This window comes from Streptomyces sp. NPDC059668 (assembly GCF_042734135.1).
In the GTDB taxonomy this organism is placed as follows: domain Bacteria; phylum Actinomycetota; class Actinomycetes; order Streptomycetales; family Streptomycetaceae; genus Streptomyces.
Window position 1 is genome coordinate 3,615 of the sequence record NZ_JBHWEL010000108.1, and the last position, 21,444, is coordinate 25,058.

At 71.2% G+C, this 21,444-nt stretch carries 20 protein-coding genes; 9 read left to right on the top strand and 11 right to left on the bottom strand.

Going from position 1 to position 21,444, the window contains the following annotated elements:
• Positions 1–130: 130 nt before the first annotated feature.
• Together ACFV2J_RS39935 and ACFV2J_RS39940 are read right to left on the bottom strand one after the other, a co-directional pair.
• Positions 131–784: a DUF6230 family protein gene (locus tag ACFV2J_RS39935; RefSeq protein ID WP_385097225.1), complete on the bottom strand. Its 654-nt coding sequence runs from the start codon at positions 782–784 to the stop codon at positions 131–133.
• A 621-nt stretch (positions 785–1,405) separates the two neighbouring features.
• Positions 1,406–2,383, bottom strand: a complete 978-nt coding sequence (locus tag ACFV2J_RS39940) for a tetratricopeptide repeat protein (protein WP_385097222.1) — start codon at positions 2,381–2,383, stop codon at positions 1,406–1,408.
• A gap of 299 nt (positions 2,384–2,682) precedes the next feature.
• Between ACFV2J_RS39940 and ACFV2J_RS39945 the strand changes: the two genes are divergently transcribed.
• A complete protein-coding gene (locus ACFV2J_RS39945) occupies positions 2,683–3,309 on the top strand; it encodes a TetR/AcrR family transcriptional regulator (RefSeq protein ID WP_385443374.1) in 627 nt (208 codons plus the stop codon).
• A 292-nt stretch (positions 3,310–3,601) separates the two neighbouring features.
• Here ACFV2J_RS39945 and ACFV2J_RS39950 read toward each other — a convergent pair whose 3' ends face one another.
• From ACFV2J_RS39950 to ACFV2J_RS39970, 5 genes are all read right to left on the bottom strand, one after another.
• On the bottom strand, positions 3,602–5,302 hold the full coding sequence (locus tag ACFV2J_RS39950) for a methylmalonyl-CoA mutase (protein WP_385087255.1): 1,701 nt from the start codon (positions 5,300–5,302) through the stop codon (positions 3,602–3,604).
• A 129-nt stretch (positions 5,303–5,431) separates the two neighbouring features.
• Positions 5,432–5,770: a DUF3817 domain-containing protein gene (locus ACFV2J_RS39955; RefSeq protein WP_168530294.1), complete on the bottom strand. Its 339-nt coding sequence runs from the start codon at positions 5,768–5,770 to the stop codon at positions 5,432–5,434.
• 53 nt (positions 5,771–5,823) lie between these two features.
• Complete coding sequence (locus tag ACFV2J_RS39960) at positions 5,824–6,333, bottom strand: MarR family winged helix-turn-helix transcriptional regulator (RefSeq protein WP_168530293.1); 510 nt, start codon at positions 6,331–6,333, stop codon at positions 5,824–5,826.
• 175 nt (positions 6,334–6,508) lie between these two features.
• On the bottom strand, positions 6,509–6,802 hold the full coding sequence (locus tag ACFV2J_RS39965; RefSeq protein ID WP_385443379.1) for an MTH1187 family thiamine-binding protein: 294 nt from the start codon (positions 6,800–6,802) through the stop codon (positions 6,509–6,511).
• The gene (locus ACFV2J_RS39970; protein WP_168530291.1) at positions 6,799–7,146 is read right to left on the bottom strand and encodes a DUF3817 domain-containing protein; all 348 of its coding nucleotides are present in this window, start codon (positions 7,144–7,146) and stop codon (positions 6,799–6,801) included. The genes ACFV2J_RS39965 and ACFV2J_RS39970 overlap by 4 nt, the downstream gene beginning before the upstream one ends.
• 308 nt (positions 7,147–7,454) lie before the next feature.
• Here ACFV2J_RS39970 and ACFV2J_RS39975 point away from each other — a divergent pair, with 308 nt between their 5' ends.
• The 4 genes from ACFV2J_RS39975 (at position 7,455) to ACFV2J_RS39990 (ending at position 10,114) form a co-directional block, all read left to right on the top strand.
• Positions 7,455–8,087 carry an AIM24 family protein gene (locus tag ACFV2J_RS39975; RefSeq protein WP_385087250.1) on the top strand — a complete coding sequence of 211 codons (633 nt, stop codon included), beginning with the start codon at positions 7,455–7,457 and terminating at the stop codon, positions 8,085–8,087.
• Position 8,088: 1 nt separating this feature from the next.
• Positions 8,089–8,739 (top strand): AIM24 family protein, encoded by a 651-nt coding sequence (locus ACFV2J_RS39980; RefSeq protein ID WP_385087248.1) that lies wholly within the window; start codon positions 8,089–8,091, stop codon positions 8,737–8,739.
• Complete coding sequence (locus tag ACFV2J_RS39985; protein WP_385087246.1) at positions 8,736–9,545, top strand: AIM24 family protein; 810 nt, start codon at positions 8,736–8,738, stop codon at positions 9,543–9,545. Before ACFV2J_RS39980 ends, ACFV2J_RS39985 begins: the two co-directional genes overlap by 4 nt.
• A 92-nt stretch (positions 9,546–9,637) precedes the next feature.
• Entirely contained in the window at positions 9,638–10,114 is a 477-nt protein-coding gene (locus ACFV2J_RS39990) for a MarR family winged helix-turn-helix transcriptional regulator (RefSeq protein WP_153288551.1), read from the top strand.
• A gap of 220 nt (positions 10,115–10,334) precedes the next feature.
• Here the strand turns inward: ACFV2J_RS39990 and ACFV2J_RS39995 are convergent, their stop codons facing one another.
• Both ACFV2J_RS39995 and ACFV2J_RS40000 read right to left on the bottom strand, forming a co-directional pair.
• Positions 10,335–11,843 (bottom strand): ATP-binding protein, encoded by a 1,509-nt coding sequence (locus ACFV2J_RS39995; protein WP_385087244.1) that lies wholly within the window; start codon positions 11,841–11,843, stop codon positions 10,335–10,337.
• Entirely contained in the window at positions 11,840–12,499 is a 660-nt protein-coding gene (locus ACFV2J_RS40000; protein WP_385087242.1) for a response regulator transcription factor, read from the bottom strand. Before ACFV2J_RS40000 ends, ACFV2J_RS39995 begins: the two co-directional genes overlap by 4 nt.
• 172 nt (positions 12,500–12,671) lie before the next feature.
• Between ACFV2J_RS40000 and ACFV2J_RS40005 the strand changes: the two genes are divergently transcribed.
• Positions 12,672–13,190: a PepSY domain-containing protein gene (locus ACFV2J_RS40005; RefSeq protein WP_385087240.1), complete on the top strand. Its 519-nt coding sequence runs from the start codon at positions 12,672–12,674 to the stop codon at positions 13,188–13,190.
• Positions 13,191–13,362: 172 nt separating this feature from the next.
• On the opposite strand, the gene meaB is transcribed toward ACFV2J_RS40005, so the two are convergent.
• Both meaB and ACFV2J_RS40015 read right to left on the bottom strand, forming a co-directional pair.
• Positions 13,363–14,319: a methylmalonyl Co-A mutase-associated GTPase MeaB gene (gene meaB / locus ACFV2J_RS40010; protein WP_385087238.1), complete on the bottom strand. Its 957-nt coding sequence runs from the start codon at positions 14,317–14,319 to the stop codon at positions 13,363–13,365.
• 57 nt (positions 14,320–14,376) lie between these two features.
• The gene (locus ACFV2J_RS40015) at positions 14,377–15,579 is read right to left on the bottom strand and encodes an acetyl-CoA C-acetyltransferase (RefSeq protein WP_385087236.1); all 1,203 of its coding nucleotides are present in this window, start codon (positions 15,577–15,579) and stop codon (positions 14,377–14,379) included.
• Between the two features lie 146 nt (positions 15,580–15,725).
• Here ACFV2J_RS40015 and mce point away from each other — a divergent pair, with 146 nt between their 5' ends.
• The 3 genes from mce (at position 15,726) to ACFV2J_RS40030 (ending at position 21,402) form a co-directional block, all read left to right on the top strand.
• On the top strand, positions 15,726–16,166 hold the full coding sequence (gene mce, locus ACFV2J_RS40020) for a methylmalonyl-CoA epimerase (protein WP_148010502.1): 441 nt from the start codon (positions 15,726–15,728) through the stop codon (positions 16,164–16,166).
• A gap of 266 nt (positions 16,167–16,432) precedes the next feature.
• Entirely contained in the window at positions 16,433–20,284 is a 3,852-nt protein-coding gene (scy, locus tag ACFV2J_RS40025) for a polarized growth protein Scy (RefSeq protein WP_385087234.1), read from the top strand.
• Positions 20,285–20,466: 182 nt separating this feature from the next.
• Positions 20,467–21,402, top strand: a complete 936-nt coding sequence (locus ACFV2J_RS40030; protein WP_385443391.1) for a cellulose-binding protein — start codon at positions 20,467–20,469, stop codon at positions 21,400–21,402.
• The last annotated feature ends 42 nt before the right edge of the window (positions 21,403–21,444 follow it).

A 21,444-nucleotide genomic window follows, 5' to 3' on the forward strand; every position in this document is an offset into this window, starting at 1 on the left:
GCCCCGCGGGCACCCCCCCACACTCCACCCCCCACCCCCCCACACTCTTCTCTTTACCCCTCACAACCACGCCCTAGCCGGGGGGGGGGGGGGGCGCCGCGCCCGCCCCCCCCCCCCGCCCCCTGAGTGCCTAGTAGCACTCCTTGGTGCCCGTGGACACCGACATCTTCAGGCCACTGAGCTTGAACGTGCCGGCGGTGGTCGCCCACGCCGTCTGCTTCACGTCCGTGAGCTCCGCGGACTCCGCCTGCTGGGCGAAGCCGTAGGGGTTGGCCTGCTCGCCGCCACCCTTCATGCCCGGGCCCTTGCCGCCCTTGTCGGCACCCGTGTCACCGGCGGCCACACCAATGTCAATGCCGTGGAACGTGGCATTGGCCTGGAGGTCCTCGACGTCGATGTACAGGTTCTCGGCCTGCACCGCGTCGTGACCCGCCCCGCCCGCCCTGAGGATCAGGCTGACCGACCCGAGCAACGGGATGTTCGGGGTGACCACGGACTGACACATGTTCGTGATCGACGCGGACTTGAACGCCGACACCGCGACGGGGTGACCCGTCTTCTTGCCATCGAGGGTGTAACCCGCGTCAATGGCTCCGTACTGCGAGAAACCCTTGCCGTTGAGCGAATCCGCCGAGACCTTGAACGACTGGCCGGAGACGCTGAACGACGCGGCGAGAGCGCCCTGCGCGAGGGCCACACCTATCGCTGCCGTGGCGGCCACGCTGGGCACCATCACGACGGCGAACCGCTTCCATCTGGTCCCGCCACGCACCTGGGACTGCATATTTCCTCCTTCTCGGACGTACATCTCCTGGCCCTGACTGCCACTTGTCGGCGGCTCAGCCGGGCAGGGATGGGAGAAGTGCTACGTCCTCGGGAAGGAGAGCGCCCGTACTCACCGGGCGCGAACCGCGCCCGATCTCACCGGCGATCACCCCCGAGCGACAACCACTGGTCGCGCCTGACACACATCACGCACAACCTGCTGGACAGGCTCCGCCTACCGGCGAAGACCCCCCTGCCCAAGAGGCGGCGCCACTGCCGCCGCCCCTACCCGGTGGGGACCCACGAAACCCCTTGACCCGATTGGTTGTCGGAGTGGGGAATGGACCGAGCGTCGCCGATCGTGGTGCATTCTGGCCGCCCGCACAAGGGGGTTCGTTACTCGCTAGTAACGGCCGGATAACCGAACAACGACCCGGCGGTATCGCTCGGCGACTCAGGGTGGCGCCGGGGCGGATGACAAAAAGGTTGATCCACGGACGGAATCCGACAGATCAACGCCTCCGGCTTACTCCCAGTAACAGCGGCCGCGTTTACCAAGTTTTGGTAAAACGCGGCCGCTTGTGGCCCTCCTGGCGAATCTTTCACCTGGGCGTCACAAGGCCCGGCGTTTAGGAACAGGTCAGAACAGGGCCCTGGCCAGCGCCCGGCGCGCCGCGATCACACGCGGGTCGTCGGCACCCACCACCTCGAAGAGTTCGAGCAACCGCACCCGTACGGCGTCACGGTCGTCGCCCGCCGTGCGCTGCACCGTGTCGATGAGCCGCCCGAACGCGTCCTCGACATGGCCCCCCACCAGGTCCAGGTCGGCGGCGGCGATCTGCGCCCGCACGTCCTTGGGGTTCTCCGCGGCGTCCTGGCGGACCTTGCCCGGATCGGCTCCCTGCACGCGCTGGAGCAACTCGGCCTGGGCGAGACCCAGCTTGGCCTCCGTGTTGCCCGGGTCGTCGCTCAGCACGTTCTGGTACGCCTGCACGGCACCACCGAAGTCACCCGCGTCCAGGGCCTGTACGGCCGCTTCGAGGAGCGCGTCGTAGGGTCCGGCCGGCATCTCGTCCTCGACCGGGGCGGCGCCGGGCTCCGCGTCCTGGTCGACGACCAGACCGGTGAGTCCGAAACGCTCCTCGGCGACCTGCACGAGCTGGTCCAGGGTTCCCCGGATCTGCGCCTCGGCGGCGGCTCCCTGGAAGAGCGGCAGCGCCTGTCCCGCGACCACGGCGAAGACCGCCGGGATCCCCTGGATCCCGAACTGCTGCATCAGCATCTGATTGGCGTCGACGTCGATCTTGGCGAGGACGAACCGGCCGCCGTACTCGACGGCCAGCCGCTCGAGCACCGGGCTCAACTGCTTGCAGGGCTCGCACCACTCGGCCCAGAAGTCGATGACGACCGGGACCTCGGTGGACCGCTGAAGGACATCGCGCTCGAATCCGGCCTCGTCGACATCGATGACGAGACTGGCGGGAGACACGGCCCCGCCTCCGCCGCCCTGCCTGGCCGCTTCGGCGCGCGCCTGCTCCGCCTTCGCCTTGGCCTCCTGGGCCGCCTTCACCGCGGCGAGGTCGACGACTCCGCTCATGGACATGTTCCGTGGCTGCATGAGTACATCCTCCCCCTTCCTCGCGCACGTGTGAAAAACGCTGTGAAAGCCGGGCCCGCAACGTCCTGGTCCGCGGTGCCCGGCGTCCTGTGTGTGCTGCTCGCGCCGGGTCCCCACCCGGCACCTGTGGTTGCCGCTCGCGCACGGGTCAGGGTGTACGAGCGTCGCCCGCAGCTTTCGCTACGGGTCGTAGCGTAACTGTACGGGGACGCCTCCGCCCGCGTTCCCCCGGTGATCTCCCTCACGACTTCACAGAACGGCCGGATTTGCCCGCCCACAACGGCGGATATGGTCCTGACATGCAGAGTCGCTCTTCCGTCCCGCGTACGGGGCGCCCGCGCAGCGCTGCCGCGGACGCCGCGATCCTGGAGGCGACGCGGGCGGCGCTGGTCGAACTGGGCTGGTCCAAGCTGACGTTGGGGGATGTGGCGACCCGGGCCGGGGTCGCCAAGACGACCCTCTACCGGCGCTGGGCCGGCAAGAACGAGCTGGTGGTCGACGCGGTCGCCGTGCTCTTCGACGAACTGGAGCTGCCCGACCGCGGCAGCCTGGCGGCGGACATCGAGGGTGTGGTGCTGCAGTTCGCGGCGATCCTCGACCGGCCCGAGACGAAGACCGCGCTGATGGCGGTGGTCGCGGAGTCCACCCGTGACGAGCCCCTGCGGGAGCGGATCCGCACGTCCATCGTCGACCGGCAGAAGCGGCTCGTGGTGGAGGGGCGGGCGCGGGCCACCGCGCGGGGGGAGCTGCCGCCGGAGTCCGATCCCGAGGCGTCGGCGCGTACCGCGGATCTCATCTTCGACGTGGTCGCGGGGGCGGTGGTGCATCGCACGCTCGTCAGTGCGGAGGTGGCGGACGAGGAGTGGGTGCGGGCGTTCACCCGTGTCCTCCTGCTGGGGCTGGCGGGCGCCACCGAGGCCCCCTGACCGGACGTTCTCTCGCCCCCGCCGCCCCTACCCGTCCCATCCTGTCCCTGGGGCTCCGCCCCGGACCCCGCCAAGGGGCTGCGCCCCCTGGACCCCCGCATCGCCCGAAGGGCTCGTCCTCAAACGCCGGACGGGCTGAAATGCCCGCCCTCGGCGTCAGCCTTTCAGCACTCTGTCAGCGCAGGCCCGCATCTCCAGCCCGTCCGGCGATTGAGGACAAGGCCCTCAAGGCCGATAAGGGGGTCCGGGGGCGGAGCCCCCGGACAGGTGAGGGCACGAGGAAACCCGGGGTTCAGAAGCCCGCCGGCTCCGTGTACACCCCCCACTCGTCCCGGAGGACATCGCAGATCTCGCCCAACGTCGCCTCCGCCCGCACCGCCTCCAGCATCGGCACGATCATGTTGGACCCGTCCCGCGCGGCGGCGAGCATCGCCTCCAGCGACTCCCGTACGCGCGCGTCGTCCCGCGCGCCCCGCCGCGTCCCCAGCTCCCGTACCTGCTCGCGCTCGACCTCGTGGCTGACCCGCAGGATCTCCAGGTCGCCGGTGACCGACCCGTGGTGGACGTTCACCCCGACCACCCGCTTGTCGCCCTTCTCCAGTGCCCGCTGGTACTGGAACGCGGACTCGGCGATCTCCCCGGTGAACCAGCCGTCCTCGATCCCCCGCAGAATGCCGGAGGTGATCGGCCCGATCGGGTGCTGCCCGTCGGGATGGGCCCGCAGACCGCGCTCCCTGATCTGCTCGAAGATCTTCTCCGCGTCGGCCTCGATCCGGTCGGTGAGCTGCTCGACGTACCAGGAACCGCCCAGCGGGTCGGCCACGTTGGCGACGCCGGTCTCCTCCATCAGCACCTGCTGGGTGCGCAGGGCGATCTCGGCGGCCTGCTCGGAGGGCAGCGCCAGCGTCTCGTCCAGGGCGTTGGTGTGGAGCGAGTTCGTGCCGCCCAGCACCGCGGCGAGCGCCTCCACCGCCGTACGGACGACGTTGTTGTACGGCTGCTGGGCCGTCAGGGAGACACCGGCCGTCTGTGTGTGGAAGCGCAGCCACTGGGCCTTGTCGGACTTCGCGCCGTACACGTCCCGCATCCACCGCGCCCAGATCCGCCGGGCCGCGCGGAACTTGGCGATCTCCTCGAAGAAGTCGAGATGCGCGTCGAAGAAGAAGGAGAGGCCGGAGGCGAAGACATCCACGTCCAGGCCGCGCGAGAGGCCCAGTTCGACGTATCCGAAGCCGTCCGCCAGGGTGTACGCCAGCTCCTGCGCGGCCGTGGAGCCCGCCTCACGGATGTGGTACCCGGAGACGGACAGCGGCTTGTAGGCGGGGATCTTCGCGGCGCAGTGCTCCATCAGGTCACCGATGAGGCGCAGGTGCGGCTCGGGCTCGAAGAGCCACTCCTTCTGGGCGATGTACTCCTTGAAGATGTCGGTCTGGAGCGTGCCGTTCAGCACGGCGGGGTCCACGCCCTGGCGCTCGGCGGCGACCAGGTACATGCAGAAGACGGGCACGGCCGGTCCGCTGATGGTCATCGACGTGGTGACGTCACCGAGCGGGATGTCCTTGAACAGGACCTCCATGTCGGCCGCGGAGTCGATCGCGACCCCGCAGTGCCCGACCTCGCCGAGCGCGCGGGGGTCGTCGGAGTCGCGCCCCATGAGGGTCGGCATGTCGAAGGCGACCGAGAGCCCGCCGCCGCCCGCGGCGAGGATCATCTTGTACCGCTCGTTGGTCTGCTCGGCGTTCCCGAATCCGGCGAACTGCCGGATCGTCCACGTACGCCCTCGGTAGCCGGTCGGGTGGAGTCCGCGGGTGAAGGGGTACTCGCCGGGCCATCCGATCCGCTCGAAGCCGTCGTACGTGTCCCCGGGCCGGGGCCCGTACACCGGCTCCACGGGGTCACCGGAGAGCGTGGTGAAGTCCGCGTCGCGCTTGCGCGATGCGTCGTACCGGGCCTGCCAGCGACGGCGGCCCTCTTCGATGGCGTCAGCGTCCATACCGACAAATTTACTTGGACGTCCTAGTAAATGTCGATGGGAAACCGCCACGGACCACACCGACGGCGGTATGGAGGGTCCGGTGGCGGCACGGGTTCCGCGGTGTCACGGCTGGTGGGACGGGCCTGGTCAGGCCTTGGCGACCACGGGGGAGTCGTCTGTGATCCTCGACTCCAGCTCGCGGCTGACCTTGCGCTCCACGAAGAACGCCGCCGTCGGGATCGTCCCGGCCAGCAGCACCCACAGCTGCTTGCCGACCGGCCACTTCGCCTTGGCGCCCAGGTCGAAGGCGAACACGAGGTAGACGACGTACAGCCAGCCGTGCGCGATGGCGACGACGCGGGTGAAGTCCACCGCGCCGTTCATGTCGAGCACGTACTTGGCGATCACACCGAGGGTCAGCAGGACCAGCAGCACACCGGTGACGTAGGCCATCACGCGGTAGCGGGTCAGCACGCTCTTCTTCATGCCCACGAGCGTAACGGCCCCTTTTGCGCGATCTTCGCGCGCCCCCGCTTCGTCTACTCGTCGTCGAAGTCGTGCGCCGAGACCCGCAGCGGCCGCAGCATCGCGAAGATCTCCCCGCACTCCTCGGAGTCGTACACCCCGAGCCCGAAGTCCATCTCCATCAGGTCCCGGGTCGCCGCGTCGCAGACCTCGCGGCCCTTGTCGGTGATGGAGGCGAGCGTGCCGCGCCCGTCGTTGGGGTTGGGACGCTTGTCGACGAGCCCGGACCGCACCAGGCGGTCCACGGTGTTCGTGACGGAGGTGGGGTGCACCATCAGCCGCTCGCCGATCTTGGACATCGGCAGCTCGCCGGCCTTGGAGAAGGTGAGCAGCACCAGCGCCTCGTAGCGCGCGAAGGTCAGTCCGTACGGCTTGACGACCGCGTCGACCTCCGCGAGGAGGATCTGGTGGGCGCGCATGATCGAGGTGATCGCGGCCATGGACGGCACGGCTCCCCAGCGCTGTTGCCACAGTTCGTCGGCGCGGGCGATGGGATCGAAGGCAAGGCTGAGCGGCTTCGGCACGGCATCAGACCTTACCCGCCGGTCATATCGTGGTCTGCCCCGTCTCGCCTTTCGGTCGCGCATACGTTCCCGTGGGCCCCGGGAGGCGGCGGCGACCGCTCGCGCCGCTGGACGCACGGAACCCCGGTCCACTGGACCGGGGTTCCGGGGTGCCTGCGGTGTGCGGGCCGGGAGGCTAGGCGGACAGGTGCCGCTCCACCGTCTCCACCTTGGAGTTCAGGCCGTCCGTGACCCCGGGGTGGATGTCCGCCTTGAGGACGACGGAGACGCGCGGCGCCCGGGCCTCGACGGCGGCGACGGCACGCTTGACCACGTCCATCACCTCGTCCCACTCCCCCTCGACGGAGGTGAACATGGCGTCGGTGCGGTTCGGCAGCCCCGACGCGCGGACGACCCGGACGGCGTCGGCGACGTACTCCCCGACGTCCTCGCCGACACCGAGCGGCGTCACGGAGAAGGCGACGATCACGACGACCCCACGACTCCCTCGCGGCGGGCGCGGGAAGCGATGACCGCGTCCTCGGTCTCGCGCCGCAGCTTGCGCTCGGCGAAGAACCCGCCGGTGGGCAGCACGGAGAGGACGAAATAGAGGATTCCGGTCCCGGCGCTCCACCGGGCGCGGTTCCAGGCGTCCGCCCAGAAGATCACGTAGAGGATGAAGAGCACACCGTGGATCGCGCCCATGACGGGCACCGCGTTGAAGTCCGTGGTCCGCTTCAGCACCGAGCAGACGAGCAGCAGCAGGAAGGAGACGGCCTCGGGGGCCGAGACCAGGCGGAGGCGGCGGAGGGCGGTGGCGGTCTTTATGTCCACGGGTCACCTTCGGTGGGGTCGGGGGAGAGTCGTCGGTCGTCGGGGCTCCGAGCTTTGTGAACGCAAGCACAAGGCCCCGGCCATTGTGGCACCCGGAACGCGGCGTCCCGGCCCGGGGGTGGTGCACGGCGCGCCCCGGGCGGCCTCGGCGTCCCGCCCGGCACGCCACCTCCGGGTCCCCCCTGGATTCACCACCGGGTCCGCCTCCGGGTCGTCCCGTCGGCCCCCTAAGGGTCCGCTCAGGGGGGAGATCCACCCGTGGCCCCTGTCCCCCTCCGCGACCGGCGGCTACCGTCACAACCGTGGCGATGTTCCGACTTCAAGGCAGCAAGGTGCTGGCCGTCGACATGACCGGGGACGCCGTGAAGGCGAAGAACGGCTCGATGGTCGCGTACGACGGTCAGATGGCCTTCAAGAAGATGAGCGGCGGCGGTGAGGGCATCCGCGGGATGGTGACGCGGCGCCTGACCGGCGAGCAGATGACGGTGATGGAGGTGAAGGGGCACGGGACCTGCTGGTTCGCGGACCGCGCGAGCGAGATCAACCTGGTGAGCCTCCAGGGCGACAAGCTCTACGTCGAGTCCAGCAATCTCCTCGCGACCGACGCCGGGCTGCGCACGGGCACGTCCTTCACGGGACTGCGCGGCGCCTCCCAGGGCAACGGTCTGTTCACGACCACCGTCGAGGGCCACGGCCAGGCGGCGATCATGTCCGACGGGCCGGCGGTGGTGCTGCGCGTCAGCTCCCAGTACCCGCTGACGGTGGACCCCGGGGCGTACATCGCCCACCAGGGCAATGTCAGGCAGTCCTTCCACGCCGGTGTGACGTTCCGCACGTTCATGGGCGAAGGCGGCGGCGAGGCCTTCCAGATCCGCTTCGAGGGCGACGGTCTGGTCTACGTACAGCCCAGTGAGCGCAACACGATCGCGGGGGACCTGTGACATGCCGTTCCGCGAAGTGAACTCGAAGATGATCGAGGCGACGGTCCTGCCGGGCCAGCGCCTGTTCAGTCAGCGCGGCGCGATGCTCGCCTACAAGGGCGAGGTGTCCTTCACGCCCAACATCCAGGGCGGCCAGGGCGGGGTCATGTCGATGATCGGCCGCCGGGTCGCCGGCGAGGCCACCCCGCTGATGACCGTCGAGGGCAGCGGCACGGTCCTGTTCGGGCACGGCGGCCATCACATCCAGGTGATCAGCCTCACGGGCGACACGCTCTACGTCGAGGCGGACCGTCTGCTCGCGTTCGACGGCACCCTCGAGCAGGGCACGATGTTCCTCGGCTCGCAGGGCGGCGTCATGGGCATGGTCCGCGGCCAGGTGACGGGCCAGGGCCTGTTCACCACGACCCTCAAGGGACACGGCGCGGTCGCCGTGATGGCGCACGGCGGGGTCATCGAGGTGCCGATCACCCCGCAGCGCCCGGTCCACGTCGACCCGCAGGCGTACGTGGCGCACCACGGCGACGTACGCAACAAGCTGTCCACGGCGCTCGGCTGGCGCGACATGGTGGGCCGTGGCTCGGGCGAGGCGTTCCAGCTGGAGCTGAGCGGCAGTGGTGCGGTGTACGTCCAGGCCTCGGAGGAGAAGCTGTGAGCGCGTACGGGACTCCCGGTGGCCCCACGGTCCACGACCCCATGACGTTGCCCGTCGACGACAACGTCAACAAGTACACCTTCTGCGTGGAGCTCAAGGGGAGCCAGTGGTTCCTGCAGAAGGGCAAGATGATCGCCTACTACGGCTCGATCGAGTTCAACGGCGTCGGACACGGCCGACTCGACCGACTTGTCCGTACCTCGTTCCATTCGCCTCTGCACGCGAGCGACTGGGTGGTGGCCGAGGGTTCGGGCAAGATGCTCCTCGCCGACCGGGCCTTCGACGTGAATTCGTACGACCTCGACGACGGCAACCTGACCATTCGCTCGGGCAACCTGCTCGCTTTTCAGCCAAGTCTCGCGCTGAAGCAGTCGATCGTGCCGGGCTTCCTGACACTCATCGGAACCGGCAAGTTCGTGGCGGCGTCGAACGGTCCGGTGGTGTTCATGGAACCCCCGATCCGGGTGGACCCGCAGGCACTCGTGGGCTGGGCCGACTGCCCCTCCCCGTGTCATCACTACGACCACGGGTACATGACGGGCGTCATGGGCGGTCTACGTGCGCTGACAGGCCTGGGCGGGGCCTCCGGAGAGGAGCATCAGTTCGAGTTCGTAGGAGCCGGCACGGTGCTGCTCCAGTCCACGGAGATCCTGATGGCCGAGCAGGCCACCGGGGCCGTTCCGCACGAGCCGGGAGTGCCCGGCGCCGGCGGGACGCCCGGTCAGCACGGCCAGTACGGCCAGCAGGCCGCCACACCGCGCCTTCCCGGACAGCTCGGAGACCTCCAGCGTCGCTTCGGGCTGTGAGCGGTAGTCTGCGGAGTGTGACATCGAACGCGTGCGCACCGTCACACCACCCTCACTAGTTCGCATTTCAACATTTTAGGTAGACTTCATTCATGGAGACCGAGACGGCCACGCGCTGGCTGACCGATGCGGAGCAGTGCGCCTGGCGCACCCACCTGGAGGTCAACAGGCTGTTGACGTACCAGCTCGAAAGGGATCTGCAGCCGTTCGGGCTGACGATGAACGACTACGAGATCCTCGTGAACCTCTCCGAGTCGGAGGGCGTCCGGCTGCGGATGAGCGACCTCGCGGCCGCCACCCTCCAGTCGAAGAGCCGGCTCTCGCACCAGATCACCCGCATGGAGAACGCGGACCTGGTCAGGCGGGAGAACTGCGAGTCCGACCGCCGGGGTCTGTACGCCGTCCTCACCGATCACGGCCTGGAGACGATGAAGAAGGTCGCCCCGCACCATGTGGCGTCCGTCCGCAGGCACTTCATGGACCTGCTGTCCCCCGAGGCCCTGGAGGAACTGCACAAGTCGCTCCAGCCGATCGCGGAACACCTGCGGGGGCAGCGCGGCAAGCCGTGACGCTCCGCTGGAACGCGGGGACACGGGAACGCGGGAACGCGGGAACGCGGGGCCACAGGGACACGCGGCGGGTGCGTCGGCGACGTGTGAGCAAGTGACGCGTGAGCACCTGACGTGTGAGCACGTGACGCGTGAACGCGGGGCGCGCCGGGAGGTCACGGAGCGGCAGCCCGGCAGCGGCGGGCCCCAGGGCGCTCCGCGCTCCTGATTCCCTGCCGCGTCAGGCGTCGCCGGGCAGCCGGAGCGTGAAGAGCGCTCCGCCTCCCGGGGCCTCGCCCACGGTGAGCGTGCCGGCGTGGCGCAGTGCCACGTCGCGGGCGATGGCGAGGCCCAGACCGGCCCCGCCGTCGTCCCGGCTGCGTGCCTCGTCGAGCCGCACGAACCGTTCGAAGACCCGCTCGCGTTCCGCGGCGGGAACACCCGCGCCGTCGTCGGCGACCTCCAGGACGGCCCACCGACCCTCGGTACGCAGGGTGACCGCGACCCGGTCGCGCGCGTGCCGGCCGGCGTTGTCCAGCAGATTGCCGAGCAGGCGCGCCATCTGCCCCCGGGATCCGACGACTTCGACGCTCGCCCCGTCCACCGTCACCCCCGGGCGCCGGGACACCTCCTCCCGGGCGAGCGCCACCAGATCGAACCGGGTGCCCGCGGGCCGCTCCCCCGCGTCCAGCCGGGCGAGCAGCAGCAGATCGGCGGCTAGCCGCTGGAGCCGTACGGTGTCCTCGACGGCCCCTGTCACGTCCAGCAGTTCCGGGTGCGCGGCGCCCACTTCGAGCTGGGTGCGCAGGGAGGCGATGGGGTTGCGCAGTTCGTGGGAGGCGTCGGCGACGAACCGGCGCTGCCGCTCGACGGACGTCTCCAGGGCGGCCAGCGTCTCGTTGGTGGTCCGCGCCAGGCCCGCCACCTCGTCCTGGGTGTCCGGCACGGGCACGCGCCGTGCGAGGTCCTCCGAGGCCGTGATGGCGGCCATCTCGCTCCGGATGCCCTCGACGGGCCGCAGCGCGCGCCGGGTGACCCGCCAGGTCACGGCGGCCACCACGGCCAGCAACAGCGGGAGACCGATCAGCATGACCGTCAGGGCCGTGCGTACGGCGGCCTGTTCGGCGGCGAGCGGCGCGCCGGCGTAGACGGTCAGCGCGCCCTTGCTCCTGACGCTCACCTCGACGGCGGCGAAGCGGTAGTCCGCCGTGTCCCCGCGGAGCGTCGCCGAGCCCTCGCTGAAACGCGCGTCGGCGCCGATCTGGCCGGGTTCGAGGGAGTAACCGTCGTCCGCGCCGCCGCCGCGGCCCCGGCCGCCCTTCCCACTGGCGTCGCCACCGTTGTCGTCGCCGCCGTGGTCGTCGCCCCCCTTGCCGCCGCCGTGGTCGTCCGCCGTCTCGCCGCCGCTCCCCGCGGCGGCCGTGCGCTGGGCCCGCGGCTTCACCGTGCCGGTCCCCGTGCCGCTGATCCGCCGCAGGCCTTCGCTGGCGGCGACCAGGACGCCCCGCGCGTCGACCACCTGGACGGGACGCTGGTCGTCGTCCAGCCGCAGCCGGTCGTAGGACGCCCCGCCGGACAGGTCGGCCGCGACCTCGCGGGCGCTGCGCTCCGCCGCGGTGCCGGCCTGGCCGTTCAGGTTGGACCGCAGGGACAGCAGGACGGCCGTTCCCGCGGCCACGAGCGCGATGGCCACCACGAGGGTCGCGCCGAGCGTGGCCTTGGCCCGGACGGACCCGAAGAGCCGGCTCATCGCGCTTCCAGCCGGTAGCCGGCCCCGCGCACGGTGCGGATGAACGCCGCCCCGAGTTTGCGCCGCAGGGTGCTCACATAGACCTCGACTATGTTCGGGTCCCCGTCGTAGGCGAAGTCCCAGACGTGTTCGAGGATCTCGGCCTTCGAGACGACCTGCCCGGCCCGCAGCACGAGTTGCTCCAGGACCGAGAACTCCTTCGCCGTGAGGGCGACCTCCTCCGCGCCCCGGAAGACGCGCCGGGCGGCGGTGTCGACCGTCAGCTCGCCCAGGACCCGTACCGGCGGGTGGGCGGCCCGCCCGCGCCGCAGCAGTGCCTTCACCCGGGCCACCAGCACCACGTACGAGAACGGCTTGGTCAGGTAGTCGTCGGCGCCGGTGTCCAGCCCCTCCGCCTCGTCGTACTCGCCGTCCTTCGCGGTGAGCATGAGGATCGGCACGTCGTGTCCGGCGGCGCGCAGTGCGGCGCAGACGCGATAGCCGTTCATGCCGGGCAGCATGATGTCGAGGACGACGAGGTCGTAGGCGCCCTCGCTCGCCCGGTGCAGTCCCTCGGCCCCGTCGTGGACGACGTCCACGGCGTACCCCTCGGCCGTCAGTCCCTTGGCGAGCGACAGGGCGAGCCGCTTCTCGTCCTCCACGATCAACAGGCGCATGCGCCCAGCGTCCCAAACCGAACCTGAAGAAGTCTTCAGGCGGCTTCAGGCTGCGTTCAGCGACCCCCGCCGACATTGGTTCCCGTCGGCAACACAGCAACGCGCCGGACGAGTTGGGGCCGGTCTCGCCCGGACCTCAGTCACGGAAGTCCGGGAACCAGGAGGAACCGATATGAAGCGCAACATCGTCATCGCCGCCGTGGCGTCCGCGGCCCTGATCGGGGGCGGCACGGCCACGGCCCTGGCCGGTACGGACGACGGCACGGCCCCGGTCTACCGGTCGTCGGCCCGGACGGCGGACGACGACCGCGCGGGCCACGTACGCCACGGCGGCGACACCCGGGCGGACGACCGGACGGGGACGGACGGTCCCACCCGGACGGACGACCACCCTCACCCGGACGACCGCACCCGAACGGGGCGTCACTCCGGCCCGGACGATCACGGCGACGACGCCGCGCGGCTGAGGTCCGTCCGGGTGACGGCGGCCGAGGCCCTCGCCACGGCGCTGCGCCACACGCCGGGCACCGCCGCCTCCGCCCACCTGGACGACGACCGCTCCACCCCGGCCTGGGAGATCGGGATCCTCTCCTCCGGCGGCACCTGGTACGAGGTGCGCGTCGACGCGGGCACGGACAAGGTCGTCTCCTCCCGCACGGAGCCGGGGCACCGGGGCCGGGACGACGGCTGACCCCACGGTCCCTCCCGTGCCGGGGCCCGGCGGGTCCGCGCACGGGAGGGACCCGCGTCGCGGACGCGTCGGGGCACGAGGAGCACCCGTCCGGGGCGCGAGGAGGCGTTCGCGCGGACGCCGGGGCCGAAGAAGGCCCACCGTCCCCCGGTCAGGCCGCCGGCAGGCGCCGTCACGCCTCCGTAAGGCCCTCCACCAGCGAGTCGGCGGCCCGGTAGGGGTCGAGTTCCCCGGCGACGATCCGTTCCGCCAGCGCGCTCAGGCGGCGGTCGCCGTGCAGGTCGCCGATGCGCCGGCGCAGGGCCGTGACCGCGATCGTCTCGACCTCCTGGGAGGCCCGGGCGAGCCGCCGTTCGGCGAGGACGCCGTGCTCCTCCATCCAGGCGCGGTGCTTCTCCAGGGCCTCGACGACCTCGTCGATGCCCTCGCCGCGCGCCGCGACCGTCTTGACGATCGGCGGGCGCCAGTCCCCGGGCCCGCGGGACTCACCGAGGCCGAGCATGTGGTTCAGCTCGCGCGCGGTCGCGTCGGCGCCGTCCCGGTCGGCCTTGTTGACCACGTACACGTCGCCGATCTCCAGGATTCCGGCCTTCGCCGCCTGGATGCCGTCGCCCATGCCGGGGGCCAGCAGGACGACCGAGGTGTCCGCCCGGGAGGCGATCTCGACCTCCGACTGGCCCACCCCGACGGTCTCCACGAGGATCACGTCGCAGCCCGCAGCGTCCAGGACGCGGATCGCCTGGGGGGCCGCCCAGGCCAGTCCGCCGAGGTGACCGCGGGTCGCCATCGAACGGATGTACACACCGGGGTCCGAGGCGTGCTCGGACATCCTGACCCGGTCGCCGAGCAGCGCGCCCCCGGAGAACGGGGACGAGGGGTCGACGGCCAGGACGCCGACCCGCCTGCCCTGTCGCCGGTAGGCGCTCACCAGCGCCGAGGTCGACGTCGACTTGCCGACGCCCGGCGACCCGGTGAGCCCGACCACGTACGCCCCGCCGGCCAGCGGAGCCAGCGCCGCCATCACCTCACGCAGCTGCGGGGACGCCCCCTCCACCAGGGAGATCAGCCGGGCCACGGCTCGCGGCCGGCCTTCCCTGGCCTGGGCCACCAGCGAGGAGACGTCCTGCATCACAGCTCCGTTCAGAGTCGTACGAGACAACGCGGCGGCACGGCCGCGGCGAGGGACCTACGCCGTGGGTACCCGCACGATCAGCGCGTCACCCTGACCGCCGCCACCGCACAGGGCCGCCGCGCCCACGCCGCCACCGCGCCGCTTCAGCTCCAGCGCCAGGTGCAGCACGAGACGGGCGCCGGACATGCCGATCGGGTGACCCAGGGCGATCGCGCCGCCGTTGACGTTCACCTTTTCCGTGGACACCCCGAGGTCCTTCATGGACTGCACGGCGACCGCCGCGAACGCCTCGTTGATCTCGATCAGGTCGAGGTCGGAGACGTCCAGGCCCTCCTTCTTGAGGGCGTGCAGGATCGCGTTCGACGGCTGCGACTGCAAAGAGTTGTCCGGTCCGGCGACGTTCCCGTGCGCGCCGATCTCGGCGATCCACTCCAGGCCGAGCTCCTGCGCCTTCGCCTTGCTCATCACGACCACGGCGGCCGCGCCGTCCGAGATCTGCGAGGAGGAGCCGGCCGTGATCGTGCCGTCCCTGGTGAACGCGGGGCGCAGCTTGCCGAGCGACTCGGCCGTGGTCTCGGCGCGGATGCCCTCGTCCTTGCTGAAGACGACGGGCTCGCCCTTGCGCTGCGGGATCTCCACCGGCGTGATCTCCGCCTCGAAGACGCCGTTCTTCTGGGCGGCCGCCGCACGCTGGTGCGAGAGGGCGGCGATCTCGTCCTGCTCCGGACGGGCGATGCCCAGGCGCGTGTTGTGCTTCTCCGTGGACTCGCCCATGGCGATGTTCTCGAAGGCGTCGGTCAGACCGTCGTGCGCCATGGCGTCGAGCATCTCGATGGCGCCGTACTTGAAGCCCTCGCGGGACTTCGGGAGCAGGTGGGGGGCGTTCGTCATCGACTCCTGGCCGCCCGCGACCACGACGTCGAACTCGCCGGCCCGGATCAGCTGGTCCGCGAGGGCGATCGCGTCCAGGCCCGACAGGCACACCTTGTTGATCGTGAGCGCCGGGACGCTCATCGGGATGCCCGCCTTGACGGCCGCCTGCCGCGCCGGGATCTGCCCCGCCCCGGCCTGAAGCACCTGGCCCATGATCACGTACTGCACCTGGTCGCCGCCGATCCCCGCACGGTCCAGGGCGGCCTTGATCGCGAATCCTCCGAGGTCGGCTCCGGAGAAGGTCTTCAGCGAGCCGAGCAACCGTCCCATCGGGGTGCGGGCACCCGCGACGATCACGGAGGTCGTGCTGTTCGTTCCAGACATGAGGTGCGATCCCCTTCCAGCTTGCACAGCTGAGGAGTGAACGAGGGTTTACTTGAATGTACTGAGCGGTAGGCCACCCGTCATCCGGCTGTCAGTGTGATCGCGCGCACGTTGCGTAACCGCCGCGGGAGCGCTGCACTGGCTCCATGCTGACGCGAATCGACCACATCGGGATCGCCTGCTTCGACCTCGACAAGACCGTCGAGTTCTACCGGGCCACGTACGGCTTCGAAGTCTTCCACTCCGAGGTCAACGAGGAGCAGGGCGTACGCGAGGCCATGCTCAAGATCAACGAGACGTCCGACGGCGGCGCCTCCTACCTCCAGCTCCTGGAGCCGACCCGCGAGGACTCGGCCGTCGGGAAGTGGCTGGCGAAGAACGGCGAGGGTGTCCATCACATCGCGTTCGGTACGGCGGACGTCGACACCGACGCGGGCGACATCAGGGACAAAGGCGTACGCGTCCTCTACGACGAGCCGCGACGCGGCTCCATGGGGTCACGAATCACCTTCCTGCACCCCAAGGATTGCCACGGTGTCCTGACAGAACTGGTCACTTCGGCGGCTGTTGAGTCACCTGAGCACTGACCTCCGTATATCTGGGCCGGTAGGGTTGGGGACGGCCGCCGCCATTTCGGGGCGGCCCGGGGCCTGTCCGGCGACGGGCCCCGAGGTCATGCCGTCGTGACGACGGCGTGGCCGAGGGCCGGGGTCCAGGTTTTCGGGGGACGAGCGTCGGGGCAGCAGCCCGTGCTCCGCTGTTGATCTGACACCATTCCCCGGGGGCACCGTTCGGCCGATGGACGGGGCTCGTTTGGAGAGACTTGCGACCAGGGGACGGATGGGACCGCGCAGTGCGGGGCTACGAACGCCAGGAGCGAGAGCCGGCGGCTGACGTCGACCACCTCTCTCGGTTCGAGGCCGAGATGGAGCGGCTGAAGACCGAGCGGGAGAAGGCCGTCCAGCACGCCGAGGACCTCGGCTATCAGGTCGAGGTGCTGCGCGCCAAGCTGCACGAGGCGCGCCGCAGTCTGGCGACCCGGCCTGCCTACGAAAGCGGCGGCGACCTCGGCTACCAGGCCGAGCAGTTGCTCCGTAATGCGCAGATCCAGGCGGATCAGCTGCGCGCCGATGCCGAGCGCGAGATGAGCCAGGCCCGGGCGCAGACGCAGCGCATCCTCCAGGAGCACGCCGAACAGGCGGCCCGCCTGCAGGCCGAGCTGCACGCCGAGGCGGTCGCGCGGCGCCAGCAGCTCGACCAGGAGCTGGCCGAGCGCCGCCAGACCGTCGAGTCGCACGTCAACGAGAACGTGGCCTGGGCCGAGCAGCTGCGCGCCCGCAGCGAGCAGCAGGCCCGCCGTCTCCTCGACGAGTCGCGGGTCGAGGCGGACCAGGCGCTGAGCACCGCCCGCGCGGAGGCCGAGCGGATCGCGGCCGAGGCCCGCCAGCGGCTGACGAACGACGCCGAGTCGGCTCGCGCCGAGGCCGAGGCGCTGCTGCGCCGGGCCCGTACGGACGCCGAACGGCTGCTGAACGCCGCGTCCACGCAGGCCCAGGAGGCCACCGAGCACGCCGAGCAGCTGCGCAGCTCCACGGCGAACGAGTCGGACAGCGCCCGCCGCCAGGCCACCGAGCTGAGCCGGGCCGCCGAGCAGCGGATGACGGCCGCCGAGACGGCACTGCGCGAGGCGCGGGCCGAGGCGGACAAGGTCGTCACCGAGGCGAAGGACGCCGCGGCCAAGGCCCTGGCCGGTGCGGAGTCGGCGAACGAGCAGCGCACCCGCACGGCGAAGGAGCAGGTCGCCCGGCTGGTCAGCGAGGCCACCAAGGAGGCCGAGAACACCAAGTCCGAGGCCGAGCAGGTCGTCGCCGAGGCCCAGGCCAAGGCGGAGAAGATCGTCGCGGAGGCCGAGGAGAACGCCCGCAGTCTCACCGCCGAGGAGACCGCCTCCCAGCTGTCCAAGGCGGCCCGTACCGCCGAGGACGTGCTCAACAAGGCCTCCGAGGACGCCAGGAAGACCACCAGGGCGGCGGCCGAGGAGGCCGAGCGGATCCGCACCGAGGCGGAGTCCGAGGCGGACCGGCTGCGCGGCGAGGCGCACGACATCGCCGAGCAGCTCAAGGGCACGGCGAAGGACGACACCAAGGAGTACCGCGCCAAGACGGTCGAGCTCCAGGAGGAGGCGCGCCGGCTGCGCGGCGAGGCCGAGCAGCTGCGTGCCGACGCGAACGCCGAGGGCGAGCGCATCCGCAGCGAGGCCCGGCGCGAGGCCGTCCAGCAGATCGAGGAGGCGGCCAAGACCGCCGAGGAACTGCTCGCGAAGGCCAAGGCGGACGCGGACGAGCTCCGGACGACCGCGACGACCGACAGCGAGCGCGTGCGCACCGAGGCCATCGAGCGCGCCACGGCGCTGCGCCGGCAGGCCGAGGAGACCCTGGAGCGCACCCGCAAGGAGGCCGAGAACAACCGCGCCGAGGCCGTCGAACTGGCCGAGACGATCAAGGCGGAGGCCGAGCGGGCCGCCGAGGCGGCGCGCGAGGACTCCGAGCGTGCCATAGCGGCCCGCCGGACGGAGGCCGCCGAAGAGCTGACCCGGCTGCACACCGAGGCCGAGCAGCGGCTCGCCTCGGCCGAGCAGGCGCTGAGCGACGCGCGGGCGGAGGCCGAGCGGATCCGTCGCGAGGCCGCCGAGGAGACGGAGCGGCTGCGCGGCGAGGCCGCCGAGCGGATCCGTACGCTCCAGGCGCAGGCCGAGGCGGAGGCGGACCGGCTGCGCAACGAGGCCGCCGCGGACGCGTCGGCGTCGCGGGCCGAGGGCGAGAACATCGCCGTACGGCTGCGTTCGGAGGCCGCGGCGGAGGCCGAGCGGCTGAAGTCGGAGGCACAGGACAGCGCCGACCGGGTACGGGCGGAGGCCCAGGCCGCGGCCGAGCGGCTGGCGACGGAGGGCGCCGAGACGCTGGCCGCCGCCCAGGAGGAGGCCGTCCGGCGTCGCCGCGAGGCCGAGGAACTGCTCGGTTCGGCCCGCCAGGAGGCCGACCAGGAGCGTGAGCGGGCCCGCGAGCAGAGCGAGGAGCTCCTCGCGTCCGCGCGCAACCGCGTGGAGGAGGCCCAGGCCGAGGCCGTACGGCTGGTCGAGGAGGCCGACCGGCGCGCGACCGAGATGGTCTCGAACGCCGAACAGACCGCACAGCAGGTGCGCGACTCCGTGGCCGGGCTGCACGAGCAGGCCCAGGAGGAGATCTCGGGCCTGCGCTCCGCCGCCGAGCACGCGGCGGACCGTACCCGCACCGAGGCGCAGGAGGAGGCGGACCGGGTCCGCGCCGACGCGTACGCCGAGCGGGAGCGCGCCTCCGAGGACGCCGGCCGGCTCCGGCGCGAGGCGGCCGAGGAGACGGACGCCGCCAAGTCCCTCGCGGAGCGCACGGTCTCGGAGGCGATCGCCGAGTCGGAGCGGCTGCGCTCGGAGGCCTCGGAACACGCCCAGCGGGTGCGCACCGAGGTGTCGGACGCGATCGCGAACGCCGACCAGGACGCCTCGCGCACCCGGGCGGAGGCCCGGGAGGACGCGAACCGGATCCGTTCGGACGCGGCCACGCAGGCGGACACCCTCATCAACGAGGCGCGCTCCGAGGCGGAGCGGCTGACGAACGAGACGAACGCGGAGGCCGAGCGGGTCCGCGCCGAATCCACCGCCAAGGCCGACCAGTTGGTGTCGGAGGCGACCGGGGACGCGGAGCGGCTGCGCGCCGAGGCCGCCGAGACCGTCGGTTCCGCGCAGCAGCACGCCGAGCGGGTCCGCAGTGAGGCCGCGCGGGTCAAGTCGGAGGCGGAGGCGGAGGCGGAGCGGCTCACCTCGGCCGCGCGCGAGGAGGCCGACCGCACGCTGGACGCGGCGCGCCAGGAGGCCAACAAGCGGCGCTCCGAGGCCGCCGAGCAGGTCGACACGCTCATCTCGGAGACCGCGTCGGAGGCCGACAAGCTGCTGGCGGAGGCTCAGCAGAGCGCGCAGAAGACCACGGCGGACGCCGAGGGCCAGGCCGACACGATGGTGGGCGCGGCCCGCAACGAGGCCGAGCGCCTTGTCTCCGAGGCGACCGTGGAGGGCAACTCCCTTGTGGAGCGGTCCCGTACGGACGCGGACGAGCTGCTGGTCGGCGCGCGCCGGGACGCGACCGCCATAAGGGAGCGGGCGGAGGAGCTGCGCGATCGCGTCACCTCCGAGATCGAGGAGCTGCACGAGCGGGCCCGCCGCGAGTCGGCCGAGACGATGAAGAACGCCGGCGAACGCTGTGACGCGCTCGTGAAGGCGGCCGAGGACCAGCTCGCCGAGGCCGAGGCGAAGGCGAAGGACCTGGTCGCGGAGGCCAACTCCGAGGCGAGCAAGGTGCGCATCGCCGCCGTCAAGAAGGCCGAGGGGCTCCTCAAGGAGGCCGAGCAGAAGAAGACCTCGCTCGTCGCCGAGGCGACGGAGATCAAGGCCGAGGCGATCCGGGAGGCGCGGCAGGCGGTCGAGGAGGGCAAGCACGAGCTGGAGGTGCTGGTGCGCCGGCGCTCGGACATCAACGCCGAGATCTCCCGTGTCCAGGACGTCCTGGAGGCGTTGGAATCCTTTGAGGCCCCGTCGGGCAACAAGGACGGTGGGGTCAAGGCGGGCGCCACAGCCGGCGCGACCCGTTCGGGTGGCAAGTCGTCGGAGGGCTAGCCAGAAGCTCCCATTCCGCACCTTTCCGGACCATTGGTGCGGACTCTGGCAAGCGCTCTGACAGCCAGCCACCCAAAAGGAGTGTCATTCTCCAGATCAAACACGTATCCGCTCGATGACACACCGCTTTGGCCCCTAGGATTCCCCCTATCACCTCACCGGTCTCATTCGACAGGAACCCCATGAGCGACACTTCCCCCTACGGCTTCGAGCTTGTGCGGCGTGGGTACGACCGCGCTCAGGTGGACGAACGCATTTCGAAGCTCGTCTCCGACCGTGACAGCGCTCTGGCCCGTATCACTGCTCTCGAGAAGCGCATCGAGGAGCTCCACCTCGAAACGCAGAACGCCCAGGCCCAGGTCACCGACGCCGAACCGTCGTACGCGGGTCTCGGCGCGCGGGTCGAGAAGATCCTCCGCCTCGCCGAGGAGGAGGCGAAGGATCTGCGCGACGAGGCGCGTCGCGCGTCCGAGCAGCACCGTGAGCTCGCCGAGTCGGCCGCGCAGCAGGTCCGCAACGATGCAGAATCGTTCGCTGCGGACCGCAAGTCCAAGGCGGAGGACGAGGGCGTCCGGATCGTCGAGAAGGCCAAGAGCGACGCCTCTCAGCTGCGCCAGGAGGCGCAGAAGGACGCCCAGTCGAAGCGCGAGGAGGCGGACGCCCTCTTCGAGGAGACCCGCGCCAAGGCCGCGCAGGCCGCCGCCGACTTCGAGACGAACCTCGCCAAGCGCCGTGAGCAGTCCGAGCGCGACCTGGCCTCGCGCCAGGCCAAGGCCGAGAAGCGCCTCGCGGAGATCGAGCACCGTGCGGAGCAGCTCCGCCTGGAGGCCGAGAAGCTGCGCACGGACGCCGAGCGCCGCGCCCGCCAGACGGTGGAGACGGCCCAGCGCCAGGCCGAGGACATCGTGGCCGACGCGAACGCCAAGGCCGACCGCATCCGCTCCGAGTCCGAGCGTGAGCTGGCGGCGCTGACGAACCGTCGCGACTCCATCAACGCCCAGCTCACGAACGTCCGCGAGATGCTCGCGACGCTCACGGGCGCCGCGGTGGCCGCCGCGAGCACGCCGGCCGAGGACGAGCCGATCACGCGTGGGGTTCCGGCCCAGCAGTCCCGGTAACCGGTTGCCGTACACGGCTGCGGCCCGCACCCTCCTCGGGTG